At 52.4% G+C, this 25680-nt stretch carries 20 protein-coding genes; 11 read left to right on the plus strand and 9 right to left on the minus strand.

Annotated elements, in window-relative coordinates; translation table 11 throughout:
- The first annotated feature begins 117 nt into the window (after nucleotides 1-117).
- Both ACMHXE_RS03390 and dacB read left to right on the plus strand, forming a co-directional pair.
- Entirely contained in the window at nucleotides 118-282 is a 165-nt protein-coding gene (locus tag ACMHXE_RS03390; protein ID WP_100143596.1) for a hypothetical protein, read from the plus strand.
- Nucleotides 283-333: 51 nt separating this feature from the next.
- A complete protein-coding gene (dacB, locus tag ACMHXE_RS03395; RefSeq protein WP_234555419.1) occupies nucleotides 334-1872 on the plus strand; it encodes a D-alanyl-D-alanine carboxypeptidase/D-alanyl-D-alanine-endopeptidase in 1539 nt (512 codons plus the stop codon).
- 105 nt (nucleotides 1873-1977) lie between these two features.
- On the opposite strand, the gene ACMHXE_RS03400 is transcribed toward dacB, so the two are convergent.
- The 9 genes from ACMHXE_RS03400 to ACMHXE_RS03440 form a co-directional block, all read right to left on the minus strand.
- Nucleotides 1978-3747: an acyl-CoA dehydrogenase family protein gene (locus ACMHXE_RS03400; protein WP_248953088.1), complete on the minus strand. Its 1770-nt coding sequence runs from the start codon at nucleotides 3745-3747 to the stop codon at nucleotides 1978-1980.
- 254 nt (nucleotides 3748-4001) lie between these two features.
- Nucleotides 4002-4736 (minus strand): 5,6-dimethylbenzimidazole synthase, encoded by a 735-nt coding sequence (gene bluB / locus ACMHXE_RS03405; RefSeq protein ID WP_335921988.1) that lies wholly within the window; start codon nucleotides 4734-4736, stop codon nucleotides 4002-4004.
- A gap of 174 nt (nucleotides 4737-4910) precedes the next feature.
- Complete coding sequence (locus ACMHXE_RS03410) at nucleotides 4911-6899, minus strand: cation:proton antiporter (protein WP_101056563.1); 1989 nt, start codon at nucleotides 6897-6899, stop codon at nucleotides 4911-4913.
- Nucleotides 6900-7235: 336 nt separating this feature from the next.
- A complete protein-coding gene (ruvB, locus tag ACMHXE_RS03415) occupies nucleotides 7236-8240 on the minus strand; it encodes a Holliday junction branch migration DNA helicase RuvB (protein WP_025009694.1) in 1005 nt (334 codons plus the stop codon).
- Between the two features lie 35 nt (nucleotides 8241-8275).
- Nucleotides 8276-8893: a Holliday junction branch migration protein RuvA gene (ruvA, locus tag ACMHXE_RS03420; protein ID WP_101056564.1), complete on the minus strand. Its 618-nt coding sequence runs from the start codon at nucleotides 8891-8893 to the stop codon at nucleotides 8276-8278.
- On the minus strand, nucleotides 8890-9411 hold the full coding sequence (gene ruvC, locus ACMHXE_RS03425; protein ID WP_025889772.1) for a crossover junction endodeoxyribonuclease RuvC: 522 nt from the start codon (nucleotides 9409-9411) through the stop codon (nucleotides 8890-8892). Before ruvC ends, ruvA begins: the two co-directional genes overlap by 4 nt.
- A gap of 11 nt (nucleotides 9412-9422) precedes the next feature.
- On the minus strand, nucleotides 9423-10169 hold the full coding sequence (locus ACMHXE_RS03430; protein ID WP_039032909.1) for a YebC/PmpR family DNA-binding transcriptional regulator: 747 nt from the start codon (nucleotides 10167-10169) through the stop codon (nucleotides 9423-9425).
- Between the two features lie 106 nt (nucleotides 10170-10275).
- The gene (gene aspS / locus ACMHXE_RS03435) at nucleotides 10276-12057 is read right to left on the minus strand and encodes an aspartate--tRNA ligase (protein WP_413731383.1); all 1782 of its coding nucleotides are present in this window, start codon (nucleotides 12055-12057) and stop codon (nucleotides 10276-10278) included.
- A 188-nt stretch (nucleotides 12058-12245) separates the two neighbouring features.
- Entirely contained in the window at nucleotides 12246-15062 is a 2817-nt protein-coding gene (locus ACMHXE_RS03440; RefSeq protein ID WP_413731385.1) for a diguanylate cyclase domain-containing protein, read from the minus strand.
- A gap of 147 nt (nucleotides 15063-15209) precedes the next feature.
- On the opposite strand from ACMHXE_RS03440, the gene cmoA reads away from it, so the two are divergent.
- The 9 genes from cmoA (at nucleotide 15210) to ACMHXE_RS03485 (ending at nucleotide 25497) form a co-directional block, all read left to right on the plus strand.
- A complete protein-coding gene (cmoA, locus tag ACMHXE_RS03445) occupies nucleotides 15210-15941 on the plus strand; it encodes a carboxy-S-adenosyl-L-methionine synthase CmoA (RefSeq protein WP_044734441.1) in 732 nt (243 codons plus the stop codon).
- Nucleotides 15938-16906: a tRNA 5-methoxyuridine(34)/uridine 5-oxyacetic acid(34) synthase CmoB gene (cmoB, locus tag ACMHXE_RS03450; protein WP_413731393.1), complete on the plus strand. Its 969-nt coding sequence runs from the start codon at nucleotides 15938-15940 to the stop codon at nucleotides 16904-16906. The genes cmoA and cmoB overlap by 4 nt, the downstream gene beginning before the upstream one ends.
- A gap of 63 nt (nucleotides 16907-16969) precedes the next feature.
- The gene (locus ACMHXE_RS03455; protein ID WP_037436565.1) at nucleotides 16970-17734 is read left to right on the plus strand and encodes an ATP-dependent zinc protease; all 765 of its coding nucleotides are present in this window, start codon (nucleotides 16970-16972) and stop codon (nucleotides 17732-17734) included.
- An 8-nt stretch (nucleotides 17735-17742) separates the two neighbouring features.
- Nucleotides 17743-19248 (plus strand): inactive transglutaminase family protein, encoded by a 1506-nt coding sequence (locus tag ACMHXE_RS03460; protein ID WP_028779244.1) that lies wholly within the window; start codon nucleotides 17743-17745, stop codon nucleotides 19246-19248.
- 1 nt (nucleotide 19249) lies between these two features.
- On the plus strand, nucleotides 19250-20197 hold the full coding sequence (locus ACMHXE_RS03465) for an alpha-L-glutamate ligase-like protein (protein ID WP_025009688.1): 948 nt from the start codon (nucleotides 19250-19252) through the stop codon (nucleotides 20195-20197).
- Nucleotides 20169-22007, plus strand: coding sequence for a M3 family metallopeptidase (locus ACMHXE_RS03470; RefSeq protein ID WP_413731388.1), 1839 nt, complete (start codon nucleotides 20169-20171; stop codon nucleotides 22005-22007). The genes ACMHXE_RS03465 and ACMHXE_RS03470 overlap by 29 nt, the downstream gene beginning before the upstream one ends.
- A complete protein-coding gene (locus tag ACMHXE_RS03475) occupies nucleotides 21967-23037 on the plus strand; it encodes a DUF3541 domain-containing protein (RefSeq protein ID WP_345881516.1) in 1071 nt (356 codons plus the stop codon). Before ACMHXE_RS03470 ends, ACMHXE_RS03475 begins: the two co-directional genes overlap by 41 nt.
- A gap of 58 nt (nucleotides 23038-23095) precedes the next feature.
- Nucleotides 23096-23992, plus strand: a complete 897-nt coding sequence (locus tag ACMHXE_RS03480; RefSeq protein ID WP_025009685.1) for a LysR family transcriptional regulator — start codon at nucleotides 23096-23098, stop codon at nucleotides 23990-23992.
- A gap of 413 nt (nucleotides 23993-24405) precedes the next feature.
- Nucleotides 24406-25497, plus strand: a complete 1092-nt coding sequence (locus tag ACMHXE_RS03485) for a hypothetical protein (RefSeq protein WP_413731390.1) — start codon at nucleotides 24406-24408, stop codon at nucleotides 25495-25497.
- Nucleotides 25498-25680: the final 183 nt, after the last annotated feature.

Raw genomic sequence — 25680 nt, forward strand, 5'->3', positions numbered from 1 at the left:
ATGAGTAAAACCGACCCAGATCACGCTTTTGTGATGGCAGCCCTGTTATCACAGCATTAGCCTTATACACTAAGATGCCCTTAACTCCTCACTCACTGAACTCAAACCTGGATGGCAATGAACAAACAATTCTGGTTGACGCTTATCGGCACCTTGCTCGCGGCCTGGGCCCTGTTTCACTTCAAAACCTATCTCGGCCCTTTGGTACTGCCGCTGTTTATCGGTTTGGTATTGATAGTCACACTTAAACTCTATGCTCTGATGGACAAGGACGACAGCTGAGGCTCTGCAGGTTATACTCTCAAAAGCATTCACGGAACCGGAGGCTTTTCCATGCCACAGCTGTCCCTGCAGGGCTTGGCACGTCCACTGTTATTATTGAGCGCCATGGCGCTGTCTTCCCCTTTGAAGGCCGATAATACCTCCCTTGATGATCTTTTGAATCTGATTACCCCGGCTTCATCGCAAACTGCCGTCTGGATAGAAGATCTGCAAAGCGGCGAGCAACTGCTGAGCCACAACAGCGAAACCCTGATGATCCCGGCCAGTACCCAAAAGCTGCTGACCGCGGTAACAGCCACCGAACTGCTGGGAGGAGAATTTCGCTATCACACCAGCATTCTCAGCACAGGTTCCCCCCAAAATGGCGTGCTTAAAGGCGATCTCTATCTGCTGTTCAGTGGCGATCCGACTCTCAAGCGCCAGGATTTAATCGAGCTGTTCAAGCGTGTCACCGAAGCGGGTATCAGCCAGGTGCAAGGCAATCTTATCTTGATAGGAGAAACCCATGAACAGCTCAGAGCACCCGGTTGGGTATGGGATGATTTGGGGATCTGTTACGCGGCGCCCGTCTCCAGCTATGTGATCAACCAAAACTGTGTTCATGGCAAACTCGAGCCCACACTCGCCTCGGACAAAGCCAAAATTTCCGCGCCGGTTTATCTGCCGGTCAAGCTAACCACCAACGCCATCTTCGACAAGGGCCACAAGCAGGGCTTTTGCGAACTGCAACTTGCTAGATTACCCGGTAACCACTTTCATTTCAGTGGCTGTTTCCCAGGTGCTCAGGTATTACCGCTGGCGCTGGCGGTCAACGACCCCGGCCAATATGCCATCGACAGCGTCGCCGGCATCATCAAGGGCAAGCTCAATATCAAAGGCAAGATACTGACTTCCAATCAGCTGCCTGCCAGCTCAAGGGTGGTGGCCAGTCATGCCTCAGATGCCCTGCCCGAGCTTTTGGAAACCATGCTGCTGGAATCTGACAACCTGATTGCCGACAGTCTGCTTAAACAGCTGGGTAAACACTATTATGGTGATGGCGCCAGTTTCAGTGCTGGTGCCAAGGCCATCAGGGAAGTGCTGGCGGAAAAAGGCATAGTGCTGGAAAGAGCCCAGTTGATAGATGGTTCAGGCCTATCTCGCTACAACCTACTCAATGCCCGGCAGTTGGCGCAGTTGCTGCGATTGATTGCCGATACCCCGGATTACCAGTGGTTGATGCACAAGCTGCCGGTTTCCGGCCACAGCGGCACCTTGAAGTACCGTAAGCATTATGCCAACAAACCGCTCAAGGGCAGAGTCTGGGCCAAAACAGGCAGCATGCAGGGTGTGGTGAATCTGGCCGGTTATGTTACCGATGACAGTGACAAGCAAGTGCCCAGATACCTGTTTGTGGTGCTGGAAAATGGTTTGAGCCCCCAGAGTAAGGAACTTGAAGCCGCGCCCTTTGCCACACTTTTGCTGCAAGGGCTGACAGATTACCGTGCAAACAGCCACGCAGAAGGCCAATTGGCGGCAAAAGAGCAAGACAAGCCCAAACCAACACAGCAGGAAAAAGCGCAGACAGAGCTTAATGTCAGCGCCCGTTAGTAGAGCAACGTCAAAGCTTGTACTTAGATAAAAACGGCAATAAAGCCATAAGAAAAGAGCCGCTTATAGCGGCTCTTTCGATTCAGCTTGAATACTTCTGTATTATCAGAACAGCTCGGGCGCAAGGGCCATCACACTATCATCACCACCGGCCAGCTGACTCAAGTGGAAATCAGCCTTGGCCAACAACTTGGCAAAGTAGAACTCCTTCAGTTGGCTCTTGACCTCGGCAAAGCCTGGTTCGAGCGCATCGGTTGCAGCGAGTGCCTTATCGGCCATCAACAGCCACAGGTAACCGTAGAGTATGTAACCAAAGGCATCCAAGGCTTCAACCGCCAAGGCGTTAATGAGCGCAGGCTTAGCGCCTTTTTGCTCGTTAATGGCGGCAATCGCACTGGCAAACTGGTCGAAAAGGCTTTCAACGCGCTGTTTCTGCTCATTTGATACTTGTTCAAAAGTCGCCATATCGGCCTTGATATCGGCGATAAACTCATTCAAGGTCGCCAGGCGGTCACCAGTGAGCTTACGCCCCAAAAAGTCGATGGCCTGAATACCATTGGTGCCTTCATAAATCTGGGCGATACGGGTATCACGCACTAACTGCTCTATGCCGGTCTCTCGAATATAGCCGTGACCACCGAATACCTGCTGCGCCAATATGGTGGCATCCAGACCGCGATCAGTCAGGAACGCCTTGGCGACTGGGGTCAAGAGACCCACATAACGACTGGCTTTGGCTTTAACCGCTTCATCTTCAGCAAACTTGGCCAGATCCAGCTGTTTACCTGTGAGCATGGCCAAGGCCCTGCCCGCTTCTGTCATGGCGCGGATATTCAGCAGCATGCGCCGCACGTCGCCGTGTACCAAAATAGGATCTGAATCGCTGCCGGTTGGTGAGCCGCCGGCAGCGACGCCCTGGAGGCGCTCTTTGGCATAATCGGCCGCCATCTGATAAGCACCTTGAGCACTACCAAGCCCCTGAATACCGATAGACAGACGTTCGTAGTTCATCATGGTGAACATGCACACCAGGCCACGGTTGGGCTCGCCGATAAGATAACCCTCGGCATCATCGAAATTCATCACACAAGTCGCCGAGCCCTTAAGGCCCATCTTGTGCTCTATGGCGCCGACAGTTACACCGTTGGCTTCGCCCAAACTGCCGTCATCGGCCACCTTAAGCTTAGGAACCAGGAACAGCGAGATGCCCTTACTGCCGCTGATCTTGGCCAGCACCAGGTGAACCAGGTTCTCGGTCAAGTCCTGATCGCCACCTGTGATGAAAATTTTTGAACCACTGATAAGGAAACTGCCACTGTCGGTCGGTTCGGCGCGAGTGCGGATATTACGCAAGTCCGAACCAGCCTGAGGCTCTGTCATATCCATGGCCCCAGCCCATTCACCGGAGTAGAGTTTAGGCAGATATTTAGCCTTGAGCTCCTCACTGCCGTGAGCGTGAATACACAGTGCAGCGCCTGAAGTCAGAGCGCTGTAAAGTGTAAAGGCGTTACAGGCGCTATAACCCATTTCATCGACCATAACACCGAGCATTTTCGGCATGCCCATACCACCCAGCTCAGGATCGCCGCACAGCCCTACCCAACCACCTGCTGCAAACTCGGCATAGGCCTCTTTGTAGCCATCGGGTGTAATCACCTTACCAGCCTCGAAACTGACTCCTTGCTCATCCCCATTGCGGTTTATAGGATGGATAAGGTCGCGACACAGTTTGGCTCCTTCTTCAAGGATGGCGCCGGCAGTATCAAGATCGACCATATCGGCCATTGCCGGTAATGAAGACCAGGTTTGTTCGGCATCAAAAACATGTTCAAGCAAGAAGCGCATGTCGGTTAACGGGGCTTGGTAGGGATTCATCTAAAGACTCTTAAACGTTGAATTTAAACACTTGTTTCAATCTAACTCAGTTAGCGCAGTAATACAATGCGCCAAAGGTAGAATTACCGAGGCGATATCCACAGAAATGAGGGTTTTATGGGTATAAACATATTCTGATTATCAAGTGCAACTCCCAAACCCAAAGCGGATATCACCTGCCGTTTTCTATCGGGCCACTCCACAGTCTCTCTTCAAGTATTGACAATCAAAACAGTCAGATAGAGTTTTGGGATCTATTCATATCCCTTTTCATGAAGATATTCTGCCAAAAGTTGCTCTGTTTGTTGCTGCTGGGTCGCTTGCCAGCCATCTTCGTGTATCGCCAAGGCTAAGGGACGCCTCGGCAACCAACCTTTACGTTCAAGCTCTGGGGTATCACTAAAGGCACTTACACGACCCAAACACAGATAGGCGATAATTCTTATCTGCTGCGGGATCCCCAAGGTCTCACGCAGCACTTCATCGTCGAGAATACTGACCCACCCCACCCCAAGACCTTCTGCTCTGGCAGCAAGCCACAGATTTTGCACGGCACAAACCGCACTGTAGTTGTCCATTTCCGGTTTGATGGTGCGCCCCAGCACCACTGGCCCAGTGCGGCTTGGATCGCAAGTTACGCAGATCCCCAAAGGTGCTTCAACAATACCTTCTAGTTTTAGTCGTTGATAATGGCGTCGTCTTTCACCATTGAACTGCTCGGCAGAACGCGCATTGGCGGCGTCAAACCCTTCTTTAATTGCCTGACGCTTGGCGTTACTGCGTACCAAAATAAAGTCCCAAGGTTGCATAAAGCCGACGCTGGGCGCATGGTGCGCGGCATCCAAGATCCGCTGTAAACTATCCTCGGCAACCGGTTTTGACAAAAATTGGCTACGTACGTCACGACGAGCAAATATCGCCTTATAGAGGGCTTCTCTTTCTTGCAGAGAAAACGCCTGTGCTTCGGAGGAAACGGTAAAATCAGACATGGTTCACCTCTTTGATGACTGCTGTGCCAGGACTATAGCAGGCATTTTACTGATTGGGCCAATCCGAGGTTCCGGGAATTGATGCCATATCACCAAGCACTTTATAAAAAAATACCGGGTCGTTTGAACGATCCGGTATTTTCAATATTTTTCAGGGCAAAGGTTCATGTTTTATCAGACACTTACTTCTCCACGACCTTGTTTATTGTCCGTGCCGCCGGCTTTTCCATCTTCATTGCCCTTCTTGTCTTGCTCGTCCGATGCAGTTAATACGGCTTGCTGCTCTTTGGCTTCCAGCTCCTTGGCCTTTTGCTCGGCTTCAGCCCTTGCCTGTTTAAGGGTTTCTTCAGCTTCCTTGAGTGCTGAAGCTTCTGCCATCGCTTCTTTAGGGATCAGGCTGATAAGTTCAATTCCCGTTGGCAAGTCTGTCGTGTTACCGGTCAACATAGTGACCTTACCGTTTTTCAAATACATCAGTGGTACTACAGTTTCACCATAACGACGGTAAAAATCTTTGTAGCCAAAGCTTTCTGTCAGGTTAGTGCTCTTAAGCACCCCGCCCTTGGACATCAAACTGGCCAGTTTGGCGTAGGAGACAGTTTCACCGAATAGGCACATACGCTTCAAATAGGACTCAGACAATTGATGGCGGGCACTGGTACCATTGCTTTCCGTGTTACTGAGACCATAAACCTTCTTCTGCCCGAGTATGTCCTGAAAATGGAAATAGACCAAAGGATTAAGCTGACGATAAGGAGAGAGGATTAGCACCTTGCCGATACCGGTCAAATCCAGATAAGTGTCGGCATGTTCGGAAGCAGGATTACCGAAGTAAACCGGGATATTATCCATTCGTGCCAAACGAATATTATCCCAGTTACTGTCGGCAAGGATCACCTTGATATCCTTACCCTTGAGCACCTTGGCCAGCTCCCGGGAAAACTTGGAAGCGCCAAAGATCAGCAGGCCGCGGGCAGAGCCTGCCTGCACCCCAAGAATACTAGCCCAGCGTCTGGCGGTGAGCGACTGGATCACAACTGTGCCTATGATGATCAAGAATACCAGCGGCACTATAGTTTCAGCGCCGGGCACTTCCATCTTCTCCAGCTTGATGGCAAACAGTGATGACACAGCCGCCGCTACAATCCCTCTTGGTGCCACCCAGCTCAAGAACCACTTTTCAGCGCTGCTAAGAGACGTTCCTATGCCCGAGATCCAGATGCTCAAAGGCCTAGCCACCAAGAGCACCACAGCCAGTACTCCAAGACCGCCCAGACCAAGGTCGAGCATGGCAGATGAGTCCAACCTGGCCGCCAGCAAAATAAACAGCGCCGAGATAAGCAGTACCGTTAGTGTCTCTTTAAACTCGAGAATATCGGCAATATCCACGCCGCGCATATTGGCCAGCCAAATCCCCATTACGGTTACTGTCAACAGGCCGGACTCTTCCTGCAATAGGTTTGAACCGACAAAGACCCCGAGCATTATGGTCAGCACTGCCGTGTTGGTGAGATAGTGGGGCAAGAGGTTGCTTCTCAACATCCGACCAACAAGATAACCGGCCAGAGCCCCCAGGCCCAGGCCTATCCCCAACATGGAACCAAGCGCCAGCAGTACATGAGCCGTCTGCCCGGCACTGACAGTAATATACTCAAACACTAATACCGCCAGCATGGCGCCTATCGGATCTATGACTATACCCTCCCAGCGCAGAATGCTCGCCAACTGAGACTTGGGCTTAACAGTTCGGAGCATGGGCACTATCACAGTCGGGCCGGTAACCACTACCAAGGCACCAAACAGCAGCGCCAGCGGCCAGTCAAAGTTCAGCAAGAAATGCGCCGCCGAGGCGATACAGCCCCAGGTGATCAGCGCCCCCACAGACACTAAATGCGTCACCATCCGGCCATGATCTTTGATCTCCTTGAAGTTGAGTGTCAACGCCCCCTCAAACAGAATGACCGCCACCCCGAGGGAAATTATCGGGAACAACAGATCGCCGAAAATCGCGTCGGGATTAAGTAAACCCAGCCCTGGCCCCAGTAATAAACCACACAATAGCAGCGGCAATATCGCCGGCAGACGCATCCGCCAGCCAATCCACTGACACGCCAGAGACAAGACTCCTATCAACGCCAGCATGGCGGTGATTTTTTCAACCATAAGTGAATCCTTTTGTTTGGGGCGCCCCGAAAGCCGTTTTACCATCAGCCCAGTAAAAGCCGCATTATGAGCATATATGAGTTAACGAAATATGTACCAGCTTTGAATATCAATGATTTTTCAAAACCCGGTTGTACAAGAATAAAATCTGATAAGAACTGGAAGATGCACATAATATTAAGCAAAGTGCTTTTCCAAAGGAAGTTGAGACAGCTGCAACACTAAAGTTTTTAATACAATAAGTTAACTATCACAGTTCAGTTTGCCAAGATGCAGGATTTACCCATTTTGCGTAACTAGACAGGGAAAAGTTGTTAAGACCTTTCCCTTTTCTGGCTATTCCGGCTTTATCATCTCAAAATGGCTGTAGGCCCTGGCAGTGGCTATCCTGCCCCTGGGAGTACGCTGGATAAAACCTTGCTGGATAAGAAATGGCTCCAGCACATCTTCTATGGTTTCCCGCTCTTCGCCTATGGCCGCCGCCAAGTTGTCGAGCCCCACTGGCCCCCCCATAAACTTGTCGATGATCGCCAGCAGCAACTTGCGGTCCATGTAATCGAAGCCTTCGCCGTCCACATCCAGCATATCCAGCGCTTGCTCGGCCACCAACTTGGTGATCCGGCCATCGTGTTTCACCTCGGCAAAATCACGCACCCGTCTGAGCAGGCGGTTGGCGATCCGCGGGGTTCCGCGGGCTCGGCGGGCAATTTCCCTGGCGCCGTCAGAGTCCATCTGCAGTTCCAACATGTTGGCAGAGCGGGCAACTATGGTGCTGAGGTCGTCCACATTGTAAAACTCAAGTCGCAGCGGGATCCCGAAACGAGCCCTTAACGGCGAAGTGAGCGCACCGGCGCGGGTGGTGGCTCCCACCAGGGTAAATGGCGGCAAGTCCAGTTTGATGGAACGGGCCGCCGGGCCCTCGCCTATCATGATATCCAGTTGATAGTCTTCCATCGCCGGATAGAGAATTTCTTCCACCACTGGGCTGAGACGGTGAATTTCATCGATAAACAGGACATCGCCCGGCTCGAGATTGGTCAGCAATGCCGCTAGATCGCCGGCTTTTTCCAGCACAGGCCCCGAGGTGGACTTGATATTCACCCCCATCTCATTGGCCACTATCATTGCCAAGGTGGTCTTGCCAAGCCCAGGCGGGCCGTAGATCAACATGTGATCCAAGGCTTCCTGGCGGTTTTTGGCGGCTTGAATAAACACCTTGAGCTGAGCGCGTGCCTCATTCTGACCTGTGTACTCGTCCAGCAACTTGGGACGCATCGCCCGATCGATAAGCTCCTCCTGAGGAGAGCTTTGGGGTTGGATCAGTCTGTCGGCCTCTATCATGCCTTTACCTTCATTCCTCAGTTATCCGCTCCATGTTACAGCATGGATTTGAGTGCGGCTTTGATCAGGGTTTCTGAATCTATGCCTTCAACAAAGGCGCTGGAAACCGCTTTGCTGGCCTGGGCGGGTTTATAACCCAAAGAGAGCAAGGCTGCAATGGCATCTTCTTCAGCGCTGTTGGGCGCTTCTGCCGGGGTAAAGTTGGACTTGAGCACAAACTCACGTTCATTGCCGTTGGAGGCTTCCATCAGGCTCTTGAGCTTATCGCGCATCTCAACCAATAAACGCTCGGCGGTCTTCTTGCCCACCCCAGGCAGTTTGACCAAGGTGGCGATATCGTCGCGCTCGACACAGCTGACAAATTCCTGCGCCGTCAGCCCCGACAGTATGGTCAGCGCCAACTTGGGGCCGACACCATTGGCCTTGATAAGTAATCTGAACAGGGCTCTTTCCTGCTTGGTAATAAAACCATACAGCAGCTGAGCATCTTCACGCACCACAAAGTGGGTATAGAGAGTGGTGCTCTGTTGCAGTTCCGGCAGTTCATAAAAGCTGGTCAGCGGCATCTGCAGTTCATAGCCCACGCCATGCACATCCAACAACACTTCCGGAGCTTGCTTTTCCAGCAATATTCCCTGTAAACGCCCTATCATCTGTATCTTCCATAGCTGCGGGCCGTTGCCCGGCCGCCAAGGGCAACCAGACTCTGGCAAGTATGATAATGACACACGGCCACGGCGAGCGCATCTGCCGCATCCGCCTGCGGGGCGGACGGCAGTTTGAGCAGCTGCTGGATCATGTGTTGTACCTGAGTTTTCTGGGCCCTGCCCGTCCCGACCACGGCGCTTTTGATCTGGGTTGCCGTGTATTCAGCCACCGGTAAATTCGCCACTGTGGCCGCCACTATGGCCGCGCCTCTGGCCTGGCCCAATTTCAGTGCCGAATCGGCATTTTTGGCCAGGAACACTTTCTCAATGGCAAACTGCTCCGGCTGATATTGGCGGATAATCTCCGACAGGCCGTCGAATATCTGTTTGAGACGGGAGGGAAGGTCCTCGCAGCTGGTGCGAATGCAACCGCTGCCGAGATAAATCTGGTGCCTTCCCTGACACTGGATCACGCCGTAGCCTGTGATCCGTGAGCCAGGGTCGACACCCAAAATAATCGCCATAGTCCGCCTTATCAGCCGAGGCGTTCCATCACATCATCGGCAATTTCCGCGTTGTGATAGACTTCCTGAACGTCGTCATGATCTTCCAACGTGTCGATAAGACGCAGGAACTTGGCGGCGGTATCTTCATCCAGATCGGCCTTGGTCGATGGCACCATGGTCACTTCGGCATTCACCGCTTCAACCCCAATGGCATCCAGTGCATCTTTTACCGCACCGAAATCGGCAGGTGCAGTGTAAACATCCACAGAGCCGTCATCATTGCTGACCACATCTTCGGCACCGGCTTCCAGCGCGGCTTCCATGATGGCATCTTCATCAACGCCTTCTTCGTAGCTGATAACGCCCTGCTTGGTGAACAGATACGCCACTGAGCCATCTGTCCCCAGGTTGCCGCCGGACTTATTGAAGGCGTTACGTACGCCGGTAACAGTACGGTTGCGGTTGTCTGTCATACACTCGACCATAACGGCGGTGCCGCCTGGGCCATAACCTTCATAAACCACGGTTTCCAGCGCCTGACCATCGAGCTCACCGGCACCGCGCTTAACCGCACGATCGACTGTGTCACGGGTCATGTTGTTGGACAGCGCTTTGTCGATAGCGGCACGTAAACGGGGGTTTGAATCCGGATCTGAGCCACCTTCGCGGGCTGATACTGTCAGCTCGCGGATAAGTTTGGTGAACAGTTTACCGCGCTTGGCATCCTGAGCGGCCTTGCGGTGTTTGATGTTGGCCCATTTACTATGACCTGCCATAGGTATATCTCCTCTCAATACCGGTTTAAATTCAAACCGGTAAAAAAACAGACCGAGGCTTATGCCCCGGTTTGATTCACACTTTTATGACTTCAAGCTCAGTCCTTCAGACTTCAGCTTTGTCGGCCGCCTTTTCAGCAACCTTGATACCCAATTCCACCAGTTGTTGTGGATTGGCCTCACCCGGTGCATTGGTCAACGGGCAGGCTGCGGTAGTGGTTTTCGGGAACGCCATCACGTCACGAATCGAGCTGGCGCCGGTCATCAGCATTACCAGACGGTCGAGACCGAAGGCCAAACCTGCGTGCGGTGGTGTGCCGTAGCGCAGTGCTTCCAGCAGGAAGCCGAATTTTTCTTTGGCTTCTTCATCTGTGATCCCAAGAATCCGGAATACTGTGGCCTGCATCTCCTGGTTGTGGATACGCACAGAGCCGCCGCCGAGTTCGGTACCATTAAGTACCATATCATAGGCGTCTGATACCGTCTCGGCCGGGTTGGCTTCCAGCTCAGCCGGAGTCACGCCCCTTGGCGCGGTGAACGGATGGTGCACTGCGTACAGGCGACCATCTGCCTTTTCAAACATAGGGAAGTCAACAACCCACAGCGGCGCCCACTCGCCCTGAAGCAGGTTGTAATCTTCACCCAGTTTCAGACGCAGCGCGCCCATGGCTTCGGCAACCACATTGGCCTTGTCGGCACCAAACAGAATGATATCACCGCTTTGCGCGCCGGTGCGTTCCAGCAGCGCCTTGACGATATCTTCATTGAGGAACTTGAGCACAGGTGACTGAATGCCTTCCATGCCGGCAGCCAGGTCGTTGACCTTCATCCAGGCCAGACCGCGGGCACCGTAGATACCAACATACTTGGTGTAGTCGTCTATCTGCTTACGGGACAACTCGGCGCCGCCCGGCACCCGGATAACCGCCACTCGGCCTTCAACATCGTTGGCTGGGCCGTTGAATACCGCAAACTCAACATCCTTGACCAGATCGGCCACGTCCACCAGTTCCAGTGGGTTACGCAGATCCGGCTTGTCGGAACCGAAACGGCGCATGGCTTCGGCATAGGTCATGGTTGGGAATTCACCCAGGTCCACGTTGAGCAATTCGAGGAACAGACCGCGCACCATCTCCTCGGTCTTTTGCATCACCTGCTCAGAGCTCATGAAAGAGGTTTCGATATCAATCTGGGTAAATTCAGGCTGACGGTCGGCGCGCAAGTCTTCGTCGCGGAAGCACTTGACGATTTGGTAGTAACGGTCGAAACCTGACATCATCAACAGCTGTTTGAACAGCTGAGGCGACTGAGGCAAGGCGAAAAACTGCCCCTTGTAAGTGCGGCTTGGCACCAGATAGTCACGGGCGCCTTCCGGCGTGGCCTTGGTCAGAATAGGGGTTTCGATATCCAAAAAACCATTGCTGTCCATAAAACGACGCACGGCACTGGTGACCTTGGCGCGGAAAATCAGTCGCTGGGCCATTTCCGGACGACGCAGGTCCAGATAGCGATACTTGAGACGCTGCTCTTCGCTGTTGTTCTGGAAGTTATCCATACTCAGCGGCAGTGGGTCGGCGGCGTTGATTATGGTCAGTTCCTTACCCAGCACCTCGATTTCGCCGGTACGCATATGGGCGTTGACTTGGCTGTCGGGACGGGCTCTGACCACACCTTTAACCTGAACACAGAATTCGCTGCGCAGTGTGCTGGCGACATCGAAAACCTCAGGCAAGTCCGGGTCATATACTACCTGGATCAGTCCTTCACGATCCCGGAGATCCAAAAACACCACACCACCCAAGTCGCGGCTACGGTTCACCCAACCCACCAGGGTCACTTCTTGTCCAACGTGGGACTTGTTTACGTCCCCACAATAATGACTGCGCATCTGCTTTATATCCTTTATTCCGGCCTGCTGAGCTCTGGAACGATTCAACACGATAAGAGCGGCATTATAGAGAATATCTGCCACTTACCAAAGTACTTCACTTTCAGACGGTGAAGTATCAAACAGTTTGCTCCCTTTGACCAGTGGCTGAACCAAGGTCAAGGCACGAGCGTTCAAAATAACAACAATCAGGCACTGCGATAACAGCTGCCGCCACTCTCTTTGGCGCGATACATGAGTTGATCGGCCCGTTTGAGCAGTTCGATGGCGTTGTCGCCGTCCACCGGATACACGCTGATCCCGACACTGAGTGACAGCTGCACACTGATGTTTTGCCACTTGAGTGGCCCGGCAAGCGATTGGATCAAGTTATCCGCCACCTGGCAGACGGCATCGAAATCCTGAATTCGATTGAGTATCACCACAAACTCGTCACCGCCAAAGCGCACCAGAGTATCAGATTTACGGATCACCGCGGCCAGGCGCTGGGTGACCTGTACCAGCATTCTGTCACCCACCTCGTGACCATAGGTGTCGTTTATGGCTTTGAAGCCATCGACATCCAAAAACAGCACCGCAAAACGCTCCTGCTCTCTGGCATGTTGCAAAAACGCCTGCTCCAGCCTGTCATCGAGCAGTGCCCTGTTGGGTAAGCCGGTGAGCGGATCGTGATTGGCAAGATGCTTCATCTTGAGCTCGGCCTCACGCCTTAAGCTCATTTCCCGGCTGAGGCGCCGATTGAGCTGCAACACCAGCAGTACAATAAACAGCGCAATCAAGAGTGCCAACAGAAAATAGCCCAACCACTCCTTGTATTGTTGGCTCTTGTCGGTAATCACAGTGCCAACCCATTTTTCATGGATCCTTTGCCGTTGGCTGTCATCTATACCGCTTATCACCCGGTTAATCAAAGGTACCAAGGGTTTATAGCCGGGCGTGACGCCAATATGGCTCTTTTGATCGGCCATATCGGTTATCAGGTTCATCTTCAGCGCCGGATATTGCCCGGTAGAAAGTGCCGAGGCCAGCGATACCACTTTATCAATAAAGAGATCTGCCCTTCCCAGGTTGACGGCTTCCAACCCTTCGCGCATGCCGGGCACCAACACTGGGCTTATGCCCTGGCTCTTGGCCATAAGCTCACCGGCCAACTGATAACCTTCAACAATCGCCACTCGCTGGCCATTGAGTTGTCCCAGGCTATAAAGATTCAGATGATCCACGGTGGAAACCATGGCCCAGGGCGATGGCCAATAACCGTCGGAAAAAGCCAGCGCAGCATCTTGCTCATCCCTCGCCGCCAGACTGGCGGCCATCACCACTTCGCCGCTGCCAAGCGCCTTGAGGAGATCACGCCACTCATCGAAAGCCACGGGCAGCAGTTTAAGCCCCAACTGCTGCGCCACCCTCGTCATCACGTCGGCATTAATTCCGGCAAACTGCCCCTGCTCATCCTTGAATTCAAAGGGGGGCCAATCCTTGAGGTAACCCACTTTAAGCTCGGGCAAGCTTTCAAGATAGCCCAGCTCTGCCTGGGTCAATGGCAGCCGACTCTGATCCCTGCTGTAAACATGATCGTCACTATTGAGCATCCATTTGTTTTCCAGCGCCGCCAACTCGTCGCGGGTCAACAGATTAAAGCCTGCGATCAGCCTTTGGGTCAGGCCATCGTCCTGCCTGCGGGTCAACACATAGATATCTGAGCTGAACTGCAAGGCTTTTGCTTGCTGGTAACCGGCCCAGAGTCCATGAGTCAACAGATAGTGCTGAGTCCAGGCCGAGGGCGAGACGAAGCCTGAGATATCGCCCCGGTCGGCGGCATTGACCATGGCATCGAGAGAGTCGAAATACTTGAGCTGTACCTTGGGCAAGGCCTGTTTCAGCTCTGTGATATAGGGTGATGATGGGAAAATCCCCAAGCGTTTACCGTCCAATAGCGCCAGCGGGCTCTCCATCTGGCCTTTGAGAAACAGACGGCTGCTTTGGGTGTGTAAGTGCCAGGCACGCTTGAGTCCAGAGCTGAGATCGTCACTTTCCGGATAGCCTATATGGGCATCGACAATCCCCTGCTTGACCTGCTCCAGAGTGCTGTTCATGCTACCGGCAACGAACTCCACCGGCACCCCGGTTTTGGCGGACCATTTGTGCCAGATATCCACATACAGGCCGTGGGGTAAGCCATCCGGGCCAAGATCGGAAAACGGCTCCATATTCAGTGGCATGGCAACCGTGATCCCATGCTGATCGGCGCGATACCCCAGCCAACGCCTCTGGGTCTGGACGATAAACTCAGGAGTGATCTGGGCAAAGCCACTATCGATTTCAGCCACCAAGGCCTGCCTGCCTTTGGCGACAGCCGGCGCCACCGGTGAGTGCTTTATCAGCATCCGATTGGCGGTGGGATATTGCTGGGCAATACTGCGAGCCAATTGCCGATCACGAAGATACCCTTCCATGCCGGCAAACACCTTGATTTCTCCGCGGGATACCGCCTTGAGCAATGCGTCGCGACCTGGGTATAAGGCAAATGAAAGGCCGGACTCCTGAGCCTTAAGATCCGATTCGTGGGATGAGCCTTTGACTATCCCTATCCGATACGGCAGCAGCTTCTCAAAACTGTCCTTGTGCCTGAGTTCAGAGTGTAGATAAAGGTAAGTATCAATACGACTGATGGGCTTGGCAAATTCAAATTCGGCCTCGCGCTCCGGGGTCAGCGCCAACGCCAGGTGTACATCCGCCTTGCCTTCTTTGAGCTGCTTCAGGGAATCGTTCCAGTGCCGCGCCACTAGGGTGATGGGTCTTTGATTGACCCGGCTCCATTCCTGCCAGAGATCAACCAGGATCCCCTGCGGCTGGCCGGCATCATCAACAAATTGGTAGGGATAACTATCCTCCCCCATCACTATGACGAGTGGTTTGGCGGGGGACTGGACTTGAGTGGCCGCATCCAGCGGCAGACATACGAGCACACACAATAGACTCAAAAGAGAGGTCAGCGATTTCAAGTGCTTATTTCCTGGTAAGGCGATGTAATTATTTTGTTATTCCTGCACTATTAGACAAAAAATTTGCGTCAATTACCAGAGCGCACTTGCTGCTTTCACGCGGGATTCGGTAAAATACGTCACTGATTTTCCCGCACAAGATTTCAGATGAACACTTCTCAAGACACCATATATGCGACTGACTGCGGTCAGGTCTCAGACTTTGCTTTTGATGACAGGGTAGCCGGCGTATTCAGCGATATGATCCGCCGCTCTGTGCCGGGTTACGGCCAGATAATCAACACCATTGGCGACTTCGCCGAGCGCTTTGTGACACAAGACAGTAAAGTCTATGATTTAGGGTGTTCTCTTGGCGCGGCAACTTTAAGTATTCGTAGGCGTATTGAAGGCAAGGGCTGCGAGATTATCGCCGTCGACAACTCGCCGGCGATGACCGAGCGCTGCCAGGAATATCTCAATGCTTATGTCAGCGATACCCAAGTGCAGCTTATTTGTGGTGATATCCGTGATATCGCCATCGAAGACGCCTCCTTGGTGGTGCTCAACTTTACTTTACAGTTTCTGCCGCCCGAGGATCGCGATACCCTGATCCAGAAAATATATGCAGGCTTAAGACCCGGTGGCGCCTTGGTGCTGTCGGAAAAAATCCGCTTCGGCGATGAGGTTATCCAGCAAGTACTGGATGAACATCATCTGGATTTCAAACGTGCCAATGGCTATAGCGAGTTGGAGATCAGCCAAAAGCGCAGCGCACTGGAAAACGTGATGAAACCTGATCAACTCAGCAATCACTACAACAGATTATCCCAGGCCGGTTTTGCCCATTACGGTGTCTGGTTCCAGTGCTTCAATTTCACATCCATGGTAGCTATCAAGTGATCAGTTTCAGTAATTTCTATCAACAGATTGCCGACTCCAATCTGCAGCATTGGTTGGAAACACTGCCGGCCAAACTCGGCGACTGGCAAAGAGAGCACAAGCACTGTGCCCTGCCCAAGTGGGAGAAAGTGCTCGCCAAGCTCAATTACCCCAGCCCCGACAGCCTGGATTTCAAAGACAGTGTCACCATAGGCTCCGGGGAGCAACTGGCAACGGGGCAGCGGGAAAAACTGGAAAACCTGCTGCAGTTGCTGCATCCCTGGCGCAAGGGGCCATTTCATATCCATGGCATTCATATCGATACCGAGTGGCGCTCCGATTGGAAGTGGGAGCGGGTCGCGCCCCATATCAGCCCACTGGCAGGCAGAACCGTGCTGGACGTGGGTTGCGGTAGCGGCTATCACATGTGGCGCATGTATGGTGAAGGCGCCAAAATGGTGGTAGGTGTCGACCCCTCTTCACTGTTTTTATGCCAGTTTGAAGCGGTCAAACGCCTGGCCGGCGGGACTCCGCCGGTGCACCTGCTGCCTTTGGGTATAGAAGAACTGCCGCCACTGGACGCCTTCGATACTGTGTTCTCCATGGGGGTGCTGTACCACAGGCGCTCACCAATTGACCACTTATTGCAATTGCGTGATCAATTGCGAACCGGAGGTGAACTCGTGTTGGAGACTTTGGTCATAGAAGGTGATGAAAATGCCGTACTGCTGCCACGGGATAGATATGGAAAGATGAATAATGTATGGTTTATTCCGTCCGTTGCCGCATTGCAACTCTGGCTTGAGAAGTGCGATTTTCGTGAGGTTCGCTGTGTCGATCTTGATGTCACTTCACTGGCCGAGCAACGCTCCACGCCTTGGATGCGCAACGAATCTCTGGTGGATTACCTCGATCCGACCGACATCAATTTGACAGTGGAAGGTTACTCCGCCCCCAAACGGGCAACCTTTATCGCGATTAAGTAAGTCGAGTTCACCGAACCCTATATAAAAGTGACGCAATCTGGAAAACAGAATACAGGAAGCACTATGTTGAAACAGACGATTTCAATCGCCGTCATGGCCTCCATGGCAACACTTGCCGGCGGCTGCGCCAGCACTCAGGAAGTGGCAAATGCCCCGGTGCCGGTCGACGCCCAGACCTTGCAGTCCAACCTCGCCTCTCAGGAAGCCAGCATAGTCAATGTGATTGCTCAGGCTCAGAATCAACAGCAACAGCATCTGGATGCCTTGAATACTCAGCTTCAGGGTTTGCAACAGCAGATGAAGAAACTGCAGCAGCCCCCCAAGGAAACCATCAAGGAAGTACAGGTGCCAGCGCCCTGCGAAGCTTCACCTATTGGCGACAAATATATTCTCGGTGAAGTCGAGAGCGTCTTTATCGATGAGCTGAATGCCAGTTTCGATACCCGTATCGATACCGGTGCCGAATCCTCTTCACTCGATGCCCGCAACATTATTCTGTTTGAGCGCGACGGTGCCCAGTGGGTGAGATTCGATGTGATGATCAATGGCGCGGATGCGCCGGGAAAAACTTTCGAATCCAAGGTGGTACGTTTTGTCCGTATCAAGCAAGACGCCGATGAAAAAGACGATCGCCGTCCGGTGATCCACGCCCACCTCAAAATAGGCAAATATGCCGCCGAAACCGATCTTAACCTTACCGACCGCAGTCACCTCGAATATCCTTTGCTGCTTGGCCGCAAGTTTATGAAAGACATAGCCGTTGTCGATGTAGGCCAAGCTTACCTGCACGGCAAAGCCAAAGACTTAGTGATTTCGAGCCATAAATAGGAGCGGTAATGCATTCACGGAAACCTTTCTACCTGGTGGTAGCTCTGCTGTTTATTGTTGGGCTCAGCGCCAGTATTTATCGTGGTATTGAACACAATGTGCCCTTCCTGCCCGGTGAGCAGGTACAAAGTTGGGCTGTCGATGCCAAAGTCAGTTTTCAGGGTACGGGTGGCCCGGCAGAAGTCTCTTTCTCCCTGCCACAGGATCCGGCATTTGAAGTCTTGATGGAAAATGCCACCTCCCCGGGTTATGGCCTGACTATCAGCAACAATGAACAGGGCCGCCGCGCGCTTTGGTCGATTCGTCAAGCCAATGGCCAACAGGACCTCTACTACAAGGTCACCCTGATCCCCACAGGCCGTGAAATACTCAAGGCTCAGGAAGAACCTCTGCCGCCTGCACCTTATATTTGGTCTGCGACCGAGAAAGCCGCCGCCGAGCAGGTGATGGACGAAGCCTGGGCTCGCAGTGCCGGTAACCTCTCTTTTGCCCGTGAGATCATGCGCGCCATTGCCGGTCGCGATCGCAGTCAGAACATAGAGCTGCTGCTGTCGGCCAACTCACCCACCAAGCTGTTTGTCCATATGCTCAATAGCCGCGGTATTCCAACTCAGGAAGTCAATGGTCTGTATCTGGAAGATCAGCGCCGTCGGCAGCAACTGTCTCCCTTTGTCGAAGTTTATCAGGACGGTAAATGGCACCTGTTCGATCTGGTCAAAGGCACAGAGGGACGTCCGGAAAACATGGTGCTGTGGGAGCGCAGCGGTAAATCGGTATTGGACGTTCTGGGTGGCAGCAACTCCCAGGTCAACTTCTCCATGCTGAAAGACACACGTTCAGCCCTGGCGACCTCCATAGACATGATGGCCAAAAACAACGCCATCGACTTTTCCCTCTATCAACTGCCGCTGGAAGAGCAGAGCCTGTTCAAGGGTATTTTGCTGATCCCCATCGGAGTGCTGATGGTGGTATTCCTTAGGGTTATCATAGGCATCAAGACTTCAGGTACCTTCATGCCTGTGCTTATCGCCCTGGCCTTTATCCAGACCACACTGCTGACCGGCCTGATAGGTTTCCTGCTGATTGTGGCCTTTGGCTTGATGATCCGCTCCTATCTATCGCATCTGAACCTGTTGCTGATTTCGCGAATATCGGCGGTGATCATAGTGGTGATAGGCATCATAGGCCTGTTTACCCTGCTGTCGTACAAGTTTGGGCTCAGTGAAGGCCTGACTATCACCTTCTTCCCGATGATCATTCTCGCCTGGACCATTGAACGTATGTCTATCCTCTGGGAAGAGGAAGGCGCCAAAGAGGTGATGGTGCAAGGTGGCGGTTCACTCCTGGTAGCCACTCTGGCTTATCTGGCCATGAGCGCTACTTGGGTACAGCACTGGGTGTTCAACTTCCTGGGTATCCATTTGGTGATCCTGGCGCTGGTGCTGCTGATGGGTCAGTACACGGGTTATCGACTGCTGGAGCTCAAGCGCTTCAAGCCACTGGCAGGAGAATAAGATGAATTTTGCCTGGCCATGGCAGCTGCGCCGCGCTGGCGTGCTGAATATGAACAAGCGCAATATCGACTATATTGGCCGCTACAATCCGCGCAAGTTTTACAAACGGGTGGACGACAAACTCACCACCAAGCAACTGGCGCTTGCCAATGATATTGCCGTGCCCGATCTGATAGGCGTGGTGCGCGAGCAACACGGTATCAATAGCATTCCCGAGCAGGTAAAAGATCGCAGCGGCTTTGTGATCAAACCCTCCAAAGGCTCGGGCGGCAAAGGGATCTTGGTGATCACCCATGTGGAGAATGGTCGCTTCTATAAGCCCAACGGCAATGAAGTCACCCCGAGCGAAGTTGATCGCCATGTTTCCAATATCCTCAGCGGCCTGTTCTCCCTCGGTGGCAAGCCGGATGTGGCCATTATTGAGGGCTTGATTGAGTTCGATCCCGTATTCGATGGCTTCAGCTATGAAGGGGTTCCGGATATCCGCCTGATAGTGTTCAAGGGTTTTCCTGTAATGGGAATGCTCAGGTTGTCCACCGCCGCTTCCGATGGCAAGGCCAACCTGCACCAGGGCGCGGTTGGTGTCGGCTTGGATATCGCCACCGGCCGCGGTCTGCATGCGGTGCAGTTTGACTGCCCGGTCGATTTGCATCCGGATACGGGGCGTAACCTGATTGAAATCGAGGTGCCCCACTGGGATACCTTGTTGCACACGGCCTCGAGCGCCTATGAGATGTGCGAACTGGGTTATCTGGGAACCGATATGGTACTGGATCAAAACAAGGGACCACTGCTGCTGGAGCTCAACGCCCGTCCCGGGCTTGCCATCCAGATAGCCAATGGCATGGGGATATTGCCAAGGCTGCAGCATGTGGAAAGAATGACGGGCAAACCCATGTCAGTGGAAGAACGGGTCGCTTATGCCAAGAAGCACTTTGCCAGCCGTTAACTCCGGCCTGAGTCCGTCTCGCCTCAAGTCCAGGCTGCCACTGTCGGTGTTGGCGTCGCTGCTGGCATCGACTGTGGCCTCGGGCATTTCCCCTGCCCTGGCCGCGCCTGATGCCGTCCCCTTGCTGACGGCCCAATGTGTCGAATACAGCAGCAATTTTCAACCTGAATTTCAGGATCTGCAGTTGCTGGAGCGACAAACCCTCGGGCTGCACAATATCAATGACCGCCTCGGTTATTATCGGAGTTTTCCCCTGTCAGCGGCGCAGCATGAGTTGCTGTTGCAGTGTCAGTTGAAACTGGCCGACACCATGGATAGATTCCTGAGCGAACCGGCGCTGATAAGCCTGACATCCGAACTGAACCAGGATGATGAGCCACAGCTTCAGGCATTGGCCCAGAGGTTGGACTGGTTGATGCAGCAACATCTGGGCATAGAGGAAAAGGCCCGTCTTCATGGCGCCCAGGCCAGCATTCGCCAGGGAATGCGCAGTGACGATCTCAAGCTGGAGTTGGGACAATGTGCCCTGCCCGGCATGCAACAGGCTCTCAATCCCGAAGAGAATTCAGCGGAGCAGGAAGCCGCTCAATCAGCCCAAAAGCCCGGCTTTTTTGCAGTCAATATCGCCTCTTACTTGATGCAACAGGCCGATGGTGATTGTCGCGCCAAGGTTTGGCGCACTTATCAGGGCCGCGCCAGATTACGCAATCAACTACCGCTGTCATCCGTTTTTGCCCTGAGACAACAACAAGCCAAAGCGCATGGTTACCCGAGCTACAGTGATTTTATCCTCAGTTCTCAGTTGCTGAGCACGCCAAGCGATGTGGCCAAGTTTCTCGATGCCAGCACCCAAAAACTGGATTACGCCCCTTGGGATCTGGGCCGCGAGTTACAACAGGCCCAGTCAACCAAAGTGGTCGCGCTCAAAGGCTCTGAAGTACTAAAAGCCCTGTTTGACCATCTCAAACCGCTGGGATTAACCACAGAGCAGATTAACGACGACTGGCTCAGGGTGTATCACCATGGTCGGCTGCAGGGTGAACTGCTTATCAGCGAAGGCAAACACAACCGCCATAAAATGCTGCGCCGCGCCGTTGTCGGCCAACAAACCGGCCAGAGCGAGCTGGTGCTTAAGCCTCAGCAACTGAAGCTCAAGGACTATCAGACCGCAGTTTCTTCCCTGAGCGCCGCCATAGCCCAACTCAGTGGCGGCGGCCGTTATTATCTCAACAACAGTCTGGAGTTGCCTCAGGATGGCGCCGGAGTGGGCAAAGCCTGGCTTGAGCGCTATCTGAGCGGCGCATTTAGATTTTCACTCAAGCCGGCTCCCGGCTCGCGCGAACAATTGGCCGAAGAATACCAGCAGCAGCTCAAGGTGTTTCGTTCCAAAGTGGCCCTAGCCAGCTTTGAAGCCTTTGGCAACAGCCAATACCCACAGCTGCACAAGGCGTTTGAAGCCAGTTTTAATGGCTCCTGGCCCGAAGTCAGTGACTATAGCTACAGCTTTGGCGCCATCAGCGATCAGGGGCCGCTCTATTATCTCGGGCTCTGGCAACAACAGCTTGCCAAAGCCATAGATGTTCACACCCGGGGCTGCAACCCGGCGCAACTATTTGATCTCTTGCTGGTCAACGAATCAGCCCAACCTATGGTCGCCCGTTTGCAAAGCCTGTTTGGCGCTGCCGATGCGGCCACACTCATCCGGAGGATACGCGATGCCAATACTCAAGAGAACCGGTCAACTGACTCTTGCCCTCTGCCTGGGAGTGATGAGCAGTACGCTGGCCGCCAAGAGCCAGCCCAGCGCTGACGAGGTTTATCAACGCATTCAGCAGAATCTGGAGCAGCATCTCTACCAGCTGCCACCCAGGGTGCAGGGTCATTACGGGATCCGTCTCTATCGGATGACAGGTGACGAGCAGTACGCCAACGCCGCCCTGGTGGATCTGTTTGCGGTTACTGAAGCGCAAAGCTTTTATGCCTGCCAACTGGACGACCCTGAATTTGTCAAAAGTGAATCGCTCAAGGCAATATCCCAACTGGGCAATGGCCCCCGGGCCAAGGCACGCAAAAAAGCGCTCAAACCCTTCCCCGAATTTCTGTTTTATACCGATGTGCTGCTGCGCTACGCCAGTCGCATAGATGAATTGGGATTTACCGGGCCCTGCCACGACAAGTTGCTCAAAGGGCTCAAGAGTACAGATCTGCAGCACGGCCTGACCGACGAAGCCATGATTGAAGCCTGGGCGGCGCAGCTGATCAATTATGTTTACTGGGCCAAGCAGCTTGGCGTTGGTGATTACCTGGAAGACTACAAAGCCGCCTTTAAACGTGTCTACCCGGATGCCGAGGATGGCAAGCTCAGTAAGGCACAATATCGCAATAAGCTCTATGGCCTGACTCACTTTATCTTCGCCGCCAGTGAATACTATCAGCACCCGGTAGATGCCAAGGAGTTCGCCTGGATCCTCGACTACTTCGAAGCCAACCGCGAGCGGATCCTCAGTGATGCCACCAACGATATTATTGCCGAAGTAGGAATAAGCTATCTGCTCGCCGGCAAGGGCAAAGATCATCCCATGGTGAAAGCCACTCAGGCGCACATAATCAACTCCTTCGATCCTGAGGTAGACTTTATTCGCTCCCCCAAAGGCAACCCGGCGCTGGCTCTGGGGGAACACCGTAATGTTCTGGCGATGATGCTGCTCAAATGGCCGGAAAAACTGCATAAAGGCCCCTATTTGAGTGAGCTCAAGGCGACCCGGAAATACCTGCCGATGCAGGTGACGCCACTCGAGTCGGTCAAACAGGCGACCAAGTCGACGAAAAAGGCTAAATAGTTTGAAAAACTGGCAGTTTCCACCCATGATAGGCCGAAATCTGACGAGTTTTTAGAAAATGAACAGACCCAAGTCCACATTGGAACAGTGGCGGATCCTGCAGGCCGTCGTCGACTTCGGTGGTTACGCCCAGGCCGCCGAGCAGCTCAACAAGAGCCAATCATCCCTCAACCATGCTGTGGCCAAGCTGCAGCATCAGTTGGGGATCCAACTCCTCGAAGTGCGTGGCCGCAAGGCCTATCTGACCGAATGCGGCGAAGTACTGCTGCGTCGCTCTCGTCACGTCACTCAGGCTGTGGGGGAATTGGAGCAGCTCGCCAGCAATCTGGAACAAGGCTGGGAGCCGAGTCTGAGCATCGCCAGGGAACTGGTCTACCCCATGGAAACCCTGACCGAGGCGCTGGCCGCCTTTCTGCCCCAAAGTCGCGGAACCCGGGTCACAGTGCGGGACACAGTGATCAGCGGCACCCAGGAGATGATCAAAAACCATCAGGTGGATATTGCGATTTGCGGTACCCCGCCCATGGGTTATATCTCAGAGCCCCTTTGCGACTTGGACTTCTACCTGCTCTGCCACCCTTCCCATCCGCTGGCGGCCCAAGTGGAAATTGAAGACGACAGAGTGCTGGCCCAACATCTGCAAATTGTGATCAAAGATACCGGCGTCAATAGTCAACAGGAAATCGGCTGGCTCAAGGCCGAGCAGCGCTGGACCGTCAGCAACTTCCACGAAGCCAAGGTGATCCTGGCCAAAGGCATAGGTTTTTGCTGGATCCCGGCGCATCTGGTCAAACAGGAACTGGAAAATGGGCAATTGGTACGGCTCAGTCTCAAAGGTTCCAGCAGCCGCAAGATACTGCTCAGTCTGGTGGTGCCACAGAGAGATAAACAAGGCCCGGCCTGTAAGCTGCTGGAATCACTGATCCTGGCTCAGCATAAATCTGGCTCAGTATAAATCTGGCTCATTATAAATAGTAAGAAACGGAGCAACTTCATCTTTACCCTGTGACCCTATGGTATGACGTCACGAATATCAGTTAGAAAAAGACTCGAACAGCTCCGGGAGAGCGCGATAACGCTGGTTTTTCAAGCATTATTGAGGTTTTAACAAAAGCCCCTGAAATTTGAAGATAATCTGGCGCATTATTTCTGTAACATCACAGAAAGTATCGTTAAAGTCATATAGATATAAAACACTGTTGGTAGATAATAGGTTTGGAAACCGCGCATGTACGTTTAACTACAAGGGATATTTTGGCTAGACTCTATTATATCTAACTAATACAAAGAGATAGCTATGCGCGTTTACAGCCCTCCGAGGACTAAAACGCGCATGCGCACTATAAGCTGGTATGTTTACGAGAAATCATGAGCACATCTATACACACAATTGATGCACGCGGGCATATTATGCTCGAGACAATGCGAGACTATTTTGGCCTGTCTCCAGAAGTCATGTTTCGAGAAATACAAGGGATGGTCGCAACGACGATCGATGTCCTGAATTCTAAAGGAATTAAGTATCAGGATTTAAGAACAGCCTTGGTTCCTAGAACCGACCGATTTGAAGCTGGATTTATTTTTGATTCACAAGATATTGAATCAAGCTGGTATGGCTTAGAAGTAATGAAACAGGTTCTACCGCTTCTTGATTTAAAATCAAATCATAGCGTGCAATGCGGAGACCTGATTGGAAATGATCAGGAATTCATATTCTCGGTTCTTCAGGAGTCATTAGTTCTGTCGAGAGATTTGGAGTTTGTGCACGGGACAGTGCTATATTGTGTTTATATAAATAATTTAACTGAGTCTGGTTTAGAGCGAATTCACAAATCTCTATCGCAGTTCAAACCATATGTTGGGTTTATACCGGGAACTTTCTCTTCCCGTGCTCGCATTTATTTGTCTACGATCCTCGCCAATAGTTTTCTCAAACATGGCAAAAAGGTTATTATGGGGCATGAGGATGATAGGCCAAACGAAGAGAATATAAATATGGCTGGCTATCCTTTCGCAGACTATGGCTTAGAGGTTTATAGCCTCCAATCCATGTATTTTGATGTTCTTTTAAGCTATAAAATTGAGAGGCCTATTTTCAAAGGTTTTGAATCTGACACGGAATTATCACTTAATGCAATATCTGATCAGATATTTCCAATTGATGGATTTGAAATTAAAATTGAAGATGCGAAATATGAATATTTGAAATCTGCCAAATGTGGAAAACTTGAAAAGGCGGGAATCGAATCCTTAGACAAGGAAGATATTTCGGATCTTATTCGCTCGAAGGTTTCTGATAGTTATATATATAACCTGTCGTATTTGCCAGATCATAATGTATCAAAATTTAACGTGATGATTGAGATTCCTAGGCCTGATGGTGGTTACCCAACAAGAGTGGTAACTGCTCTTGAATATAAGCCACAAGAGAAAGTATTGCGAGTGATAACGATGCATTAAAAACATAATAATTTTCCATAAAATATAAAAATAATATGGAAAAACGAATATAAAAGAATATGAAAAAGAATATGGACTCCCTGATGAGAATATGGACACCCAACGTTAATAGCGCGGTAGTTAGCCTCCGACTATCCTTTGTTTAAGCATTTAACAAGGAGGTTATTATGCCGCGCCCTCGCC

The sequence above is a fragment of the Shewanella sp. BJSY2023SW007 genome (assembly GCF_047314525.1).
Classification (GTDB): Bacteria; Pseudomonadota; Gammaproteobacteria; order Enterobacterales; family Shewanellaceae; genus Shewanella; species Shewanella chilikensis.

Excerpts from the sequence above, each read along its gene's own strand:
- ACMHXE_RS03430 (WP_039032909.1), bottom strand. The coding sequence starts at position 10,169 with ATGGCAGGTCATAGTAAATGGGCCAACATCAAACACCGCAAGGCCGCT.
- ACMHXE_RS03475 (WP_345881516.1), top strand. The coding sequence starts at position 21,967 with ATGAGCAGTACGCTGGCCGCCAAGAGCCAGCCCAGCGCTGACGAGGTT.
- ACMHXE_RS03470 (WP_413731388.1), top strand. The coding sequence starts at position 20,169 with ATGCCAAGAAGCACTTTGCCAGCCGTTAACTCCGGCCTGAGTCCGTCT.
- ruvC (WP_025889772.1), bottom strand. The coding sequence starts at position 9,411 with ATGGCGATTATTTTGGGTGTCGACCCTGGCTCACGGATCACAGGCTAC.
- ACMHXE_RS03455 (WP_037436565.1), top strand. The coding sequence starts at position 16,970 with ATGTTGAAACAGACGATTTCAATCGCCGTCATGGCCTCCATGGCAACA.
- ACMHXE_RS03485 (WP_413731390.1), top strand. The coding sequence starts at position 24,406 with ATGAGCACATCTATACACACAATTGATGCACGCGGGCATATTATGCTC.
- bluB (WP_335921988.1), bottom strand. The coding sequence starts at position 4,736 with ATGTCTGATTTTACCGTTTCCTCCGAAGCACAGGCGTTTTCTCTGCAA.
- ACMHXE_RS03410 (WP_101056563.1), bottom strand. The coding sequence starts at position 6,899 with ATGGTTGAAAAAATCACCGCCATGCTGGCGTTGATAGGAGTCTTGTCT.
- ruvA (WP_101056564.1), bottom strand. The coding sequence starts at position 8,893 with ATGATAGGGCGTTTACAGGGAATATTGCTGGAAAAGCAAGCTCCGGAA.
- cmoA (WP_044734441.1), top strand. The coding sequence starts at position 15,210 with ATGAACACTTCTCAAGACACCATATATGCGACTGACTGCGGTCAGGTC.
- ACMHXE_RS03400 (WP_248953088.1), bottom strand. The coding sequence starts at position 3,747 with ATGAATCCCTACCAAGCCCCGTTAACCGACATGCGCTTCTTGCTTGAA.
- ruvB (WP_025009694.1), bottom strand. The coding sequence starts at position 8,240 with ATGATAGAGGCCGACAGACTGATCCAACCCCAAAGCTCTCCTCAGGAG.
- dacB (WP_234555419.1), top strand. The coding sequence starts at position 334 with ATGCCACAGCTGTCCCTGCAGGGCTTGGCACGTCCACTGTTATTATTG.
- ACMHXE_RS03480 (WP_025009685.1), top strand. The coding sequence starts at position 23,096 with ATGAACAGACCCAAGTCCACATTGGAACAGTGGCGGATCCTGCAGGCC.
- ACMHXE_RS03390 (WP_100143596.1), top strand. The coding sequence starts at position 118 with ATGAACAAACAATTCTGGTTGACGCTTATCGGCACCTTGCTCGCGGCC.
- ACMHXE_RS03460 (WP_028779244.1), top strand. The coding sequence starts at position 17,743 with ATGCATTCACGGAAACCTTTCTACCTGGTGGTAGCTCTGCTGTTTATT.
- ACMHXE_RS03465 (WP_025009688.1), top strand. The coding sequence starts at position 19,250 with ATGAATTTTGCCTGGCCATGGCAGCTGCGCCGCGCTGGCGTGCTGAAT.
- aspS (WP_413731383.1), bottom strand. The coding sequence starts at position 12,057 with ATGCGCAGTCATTATTGTGGGGACGTAAACAAGTCCCACGTTGGACAA.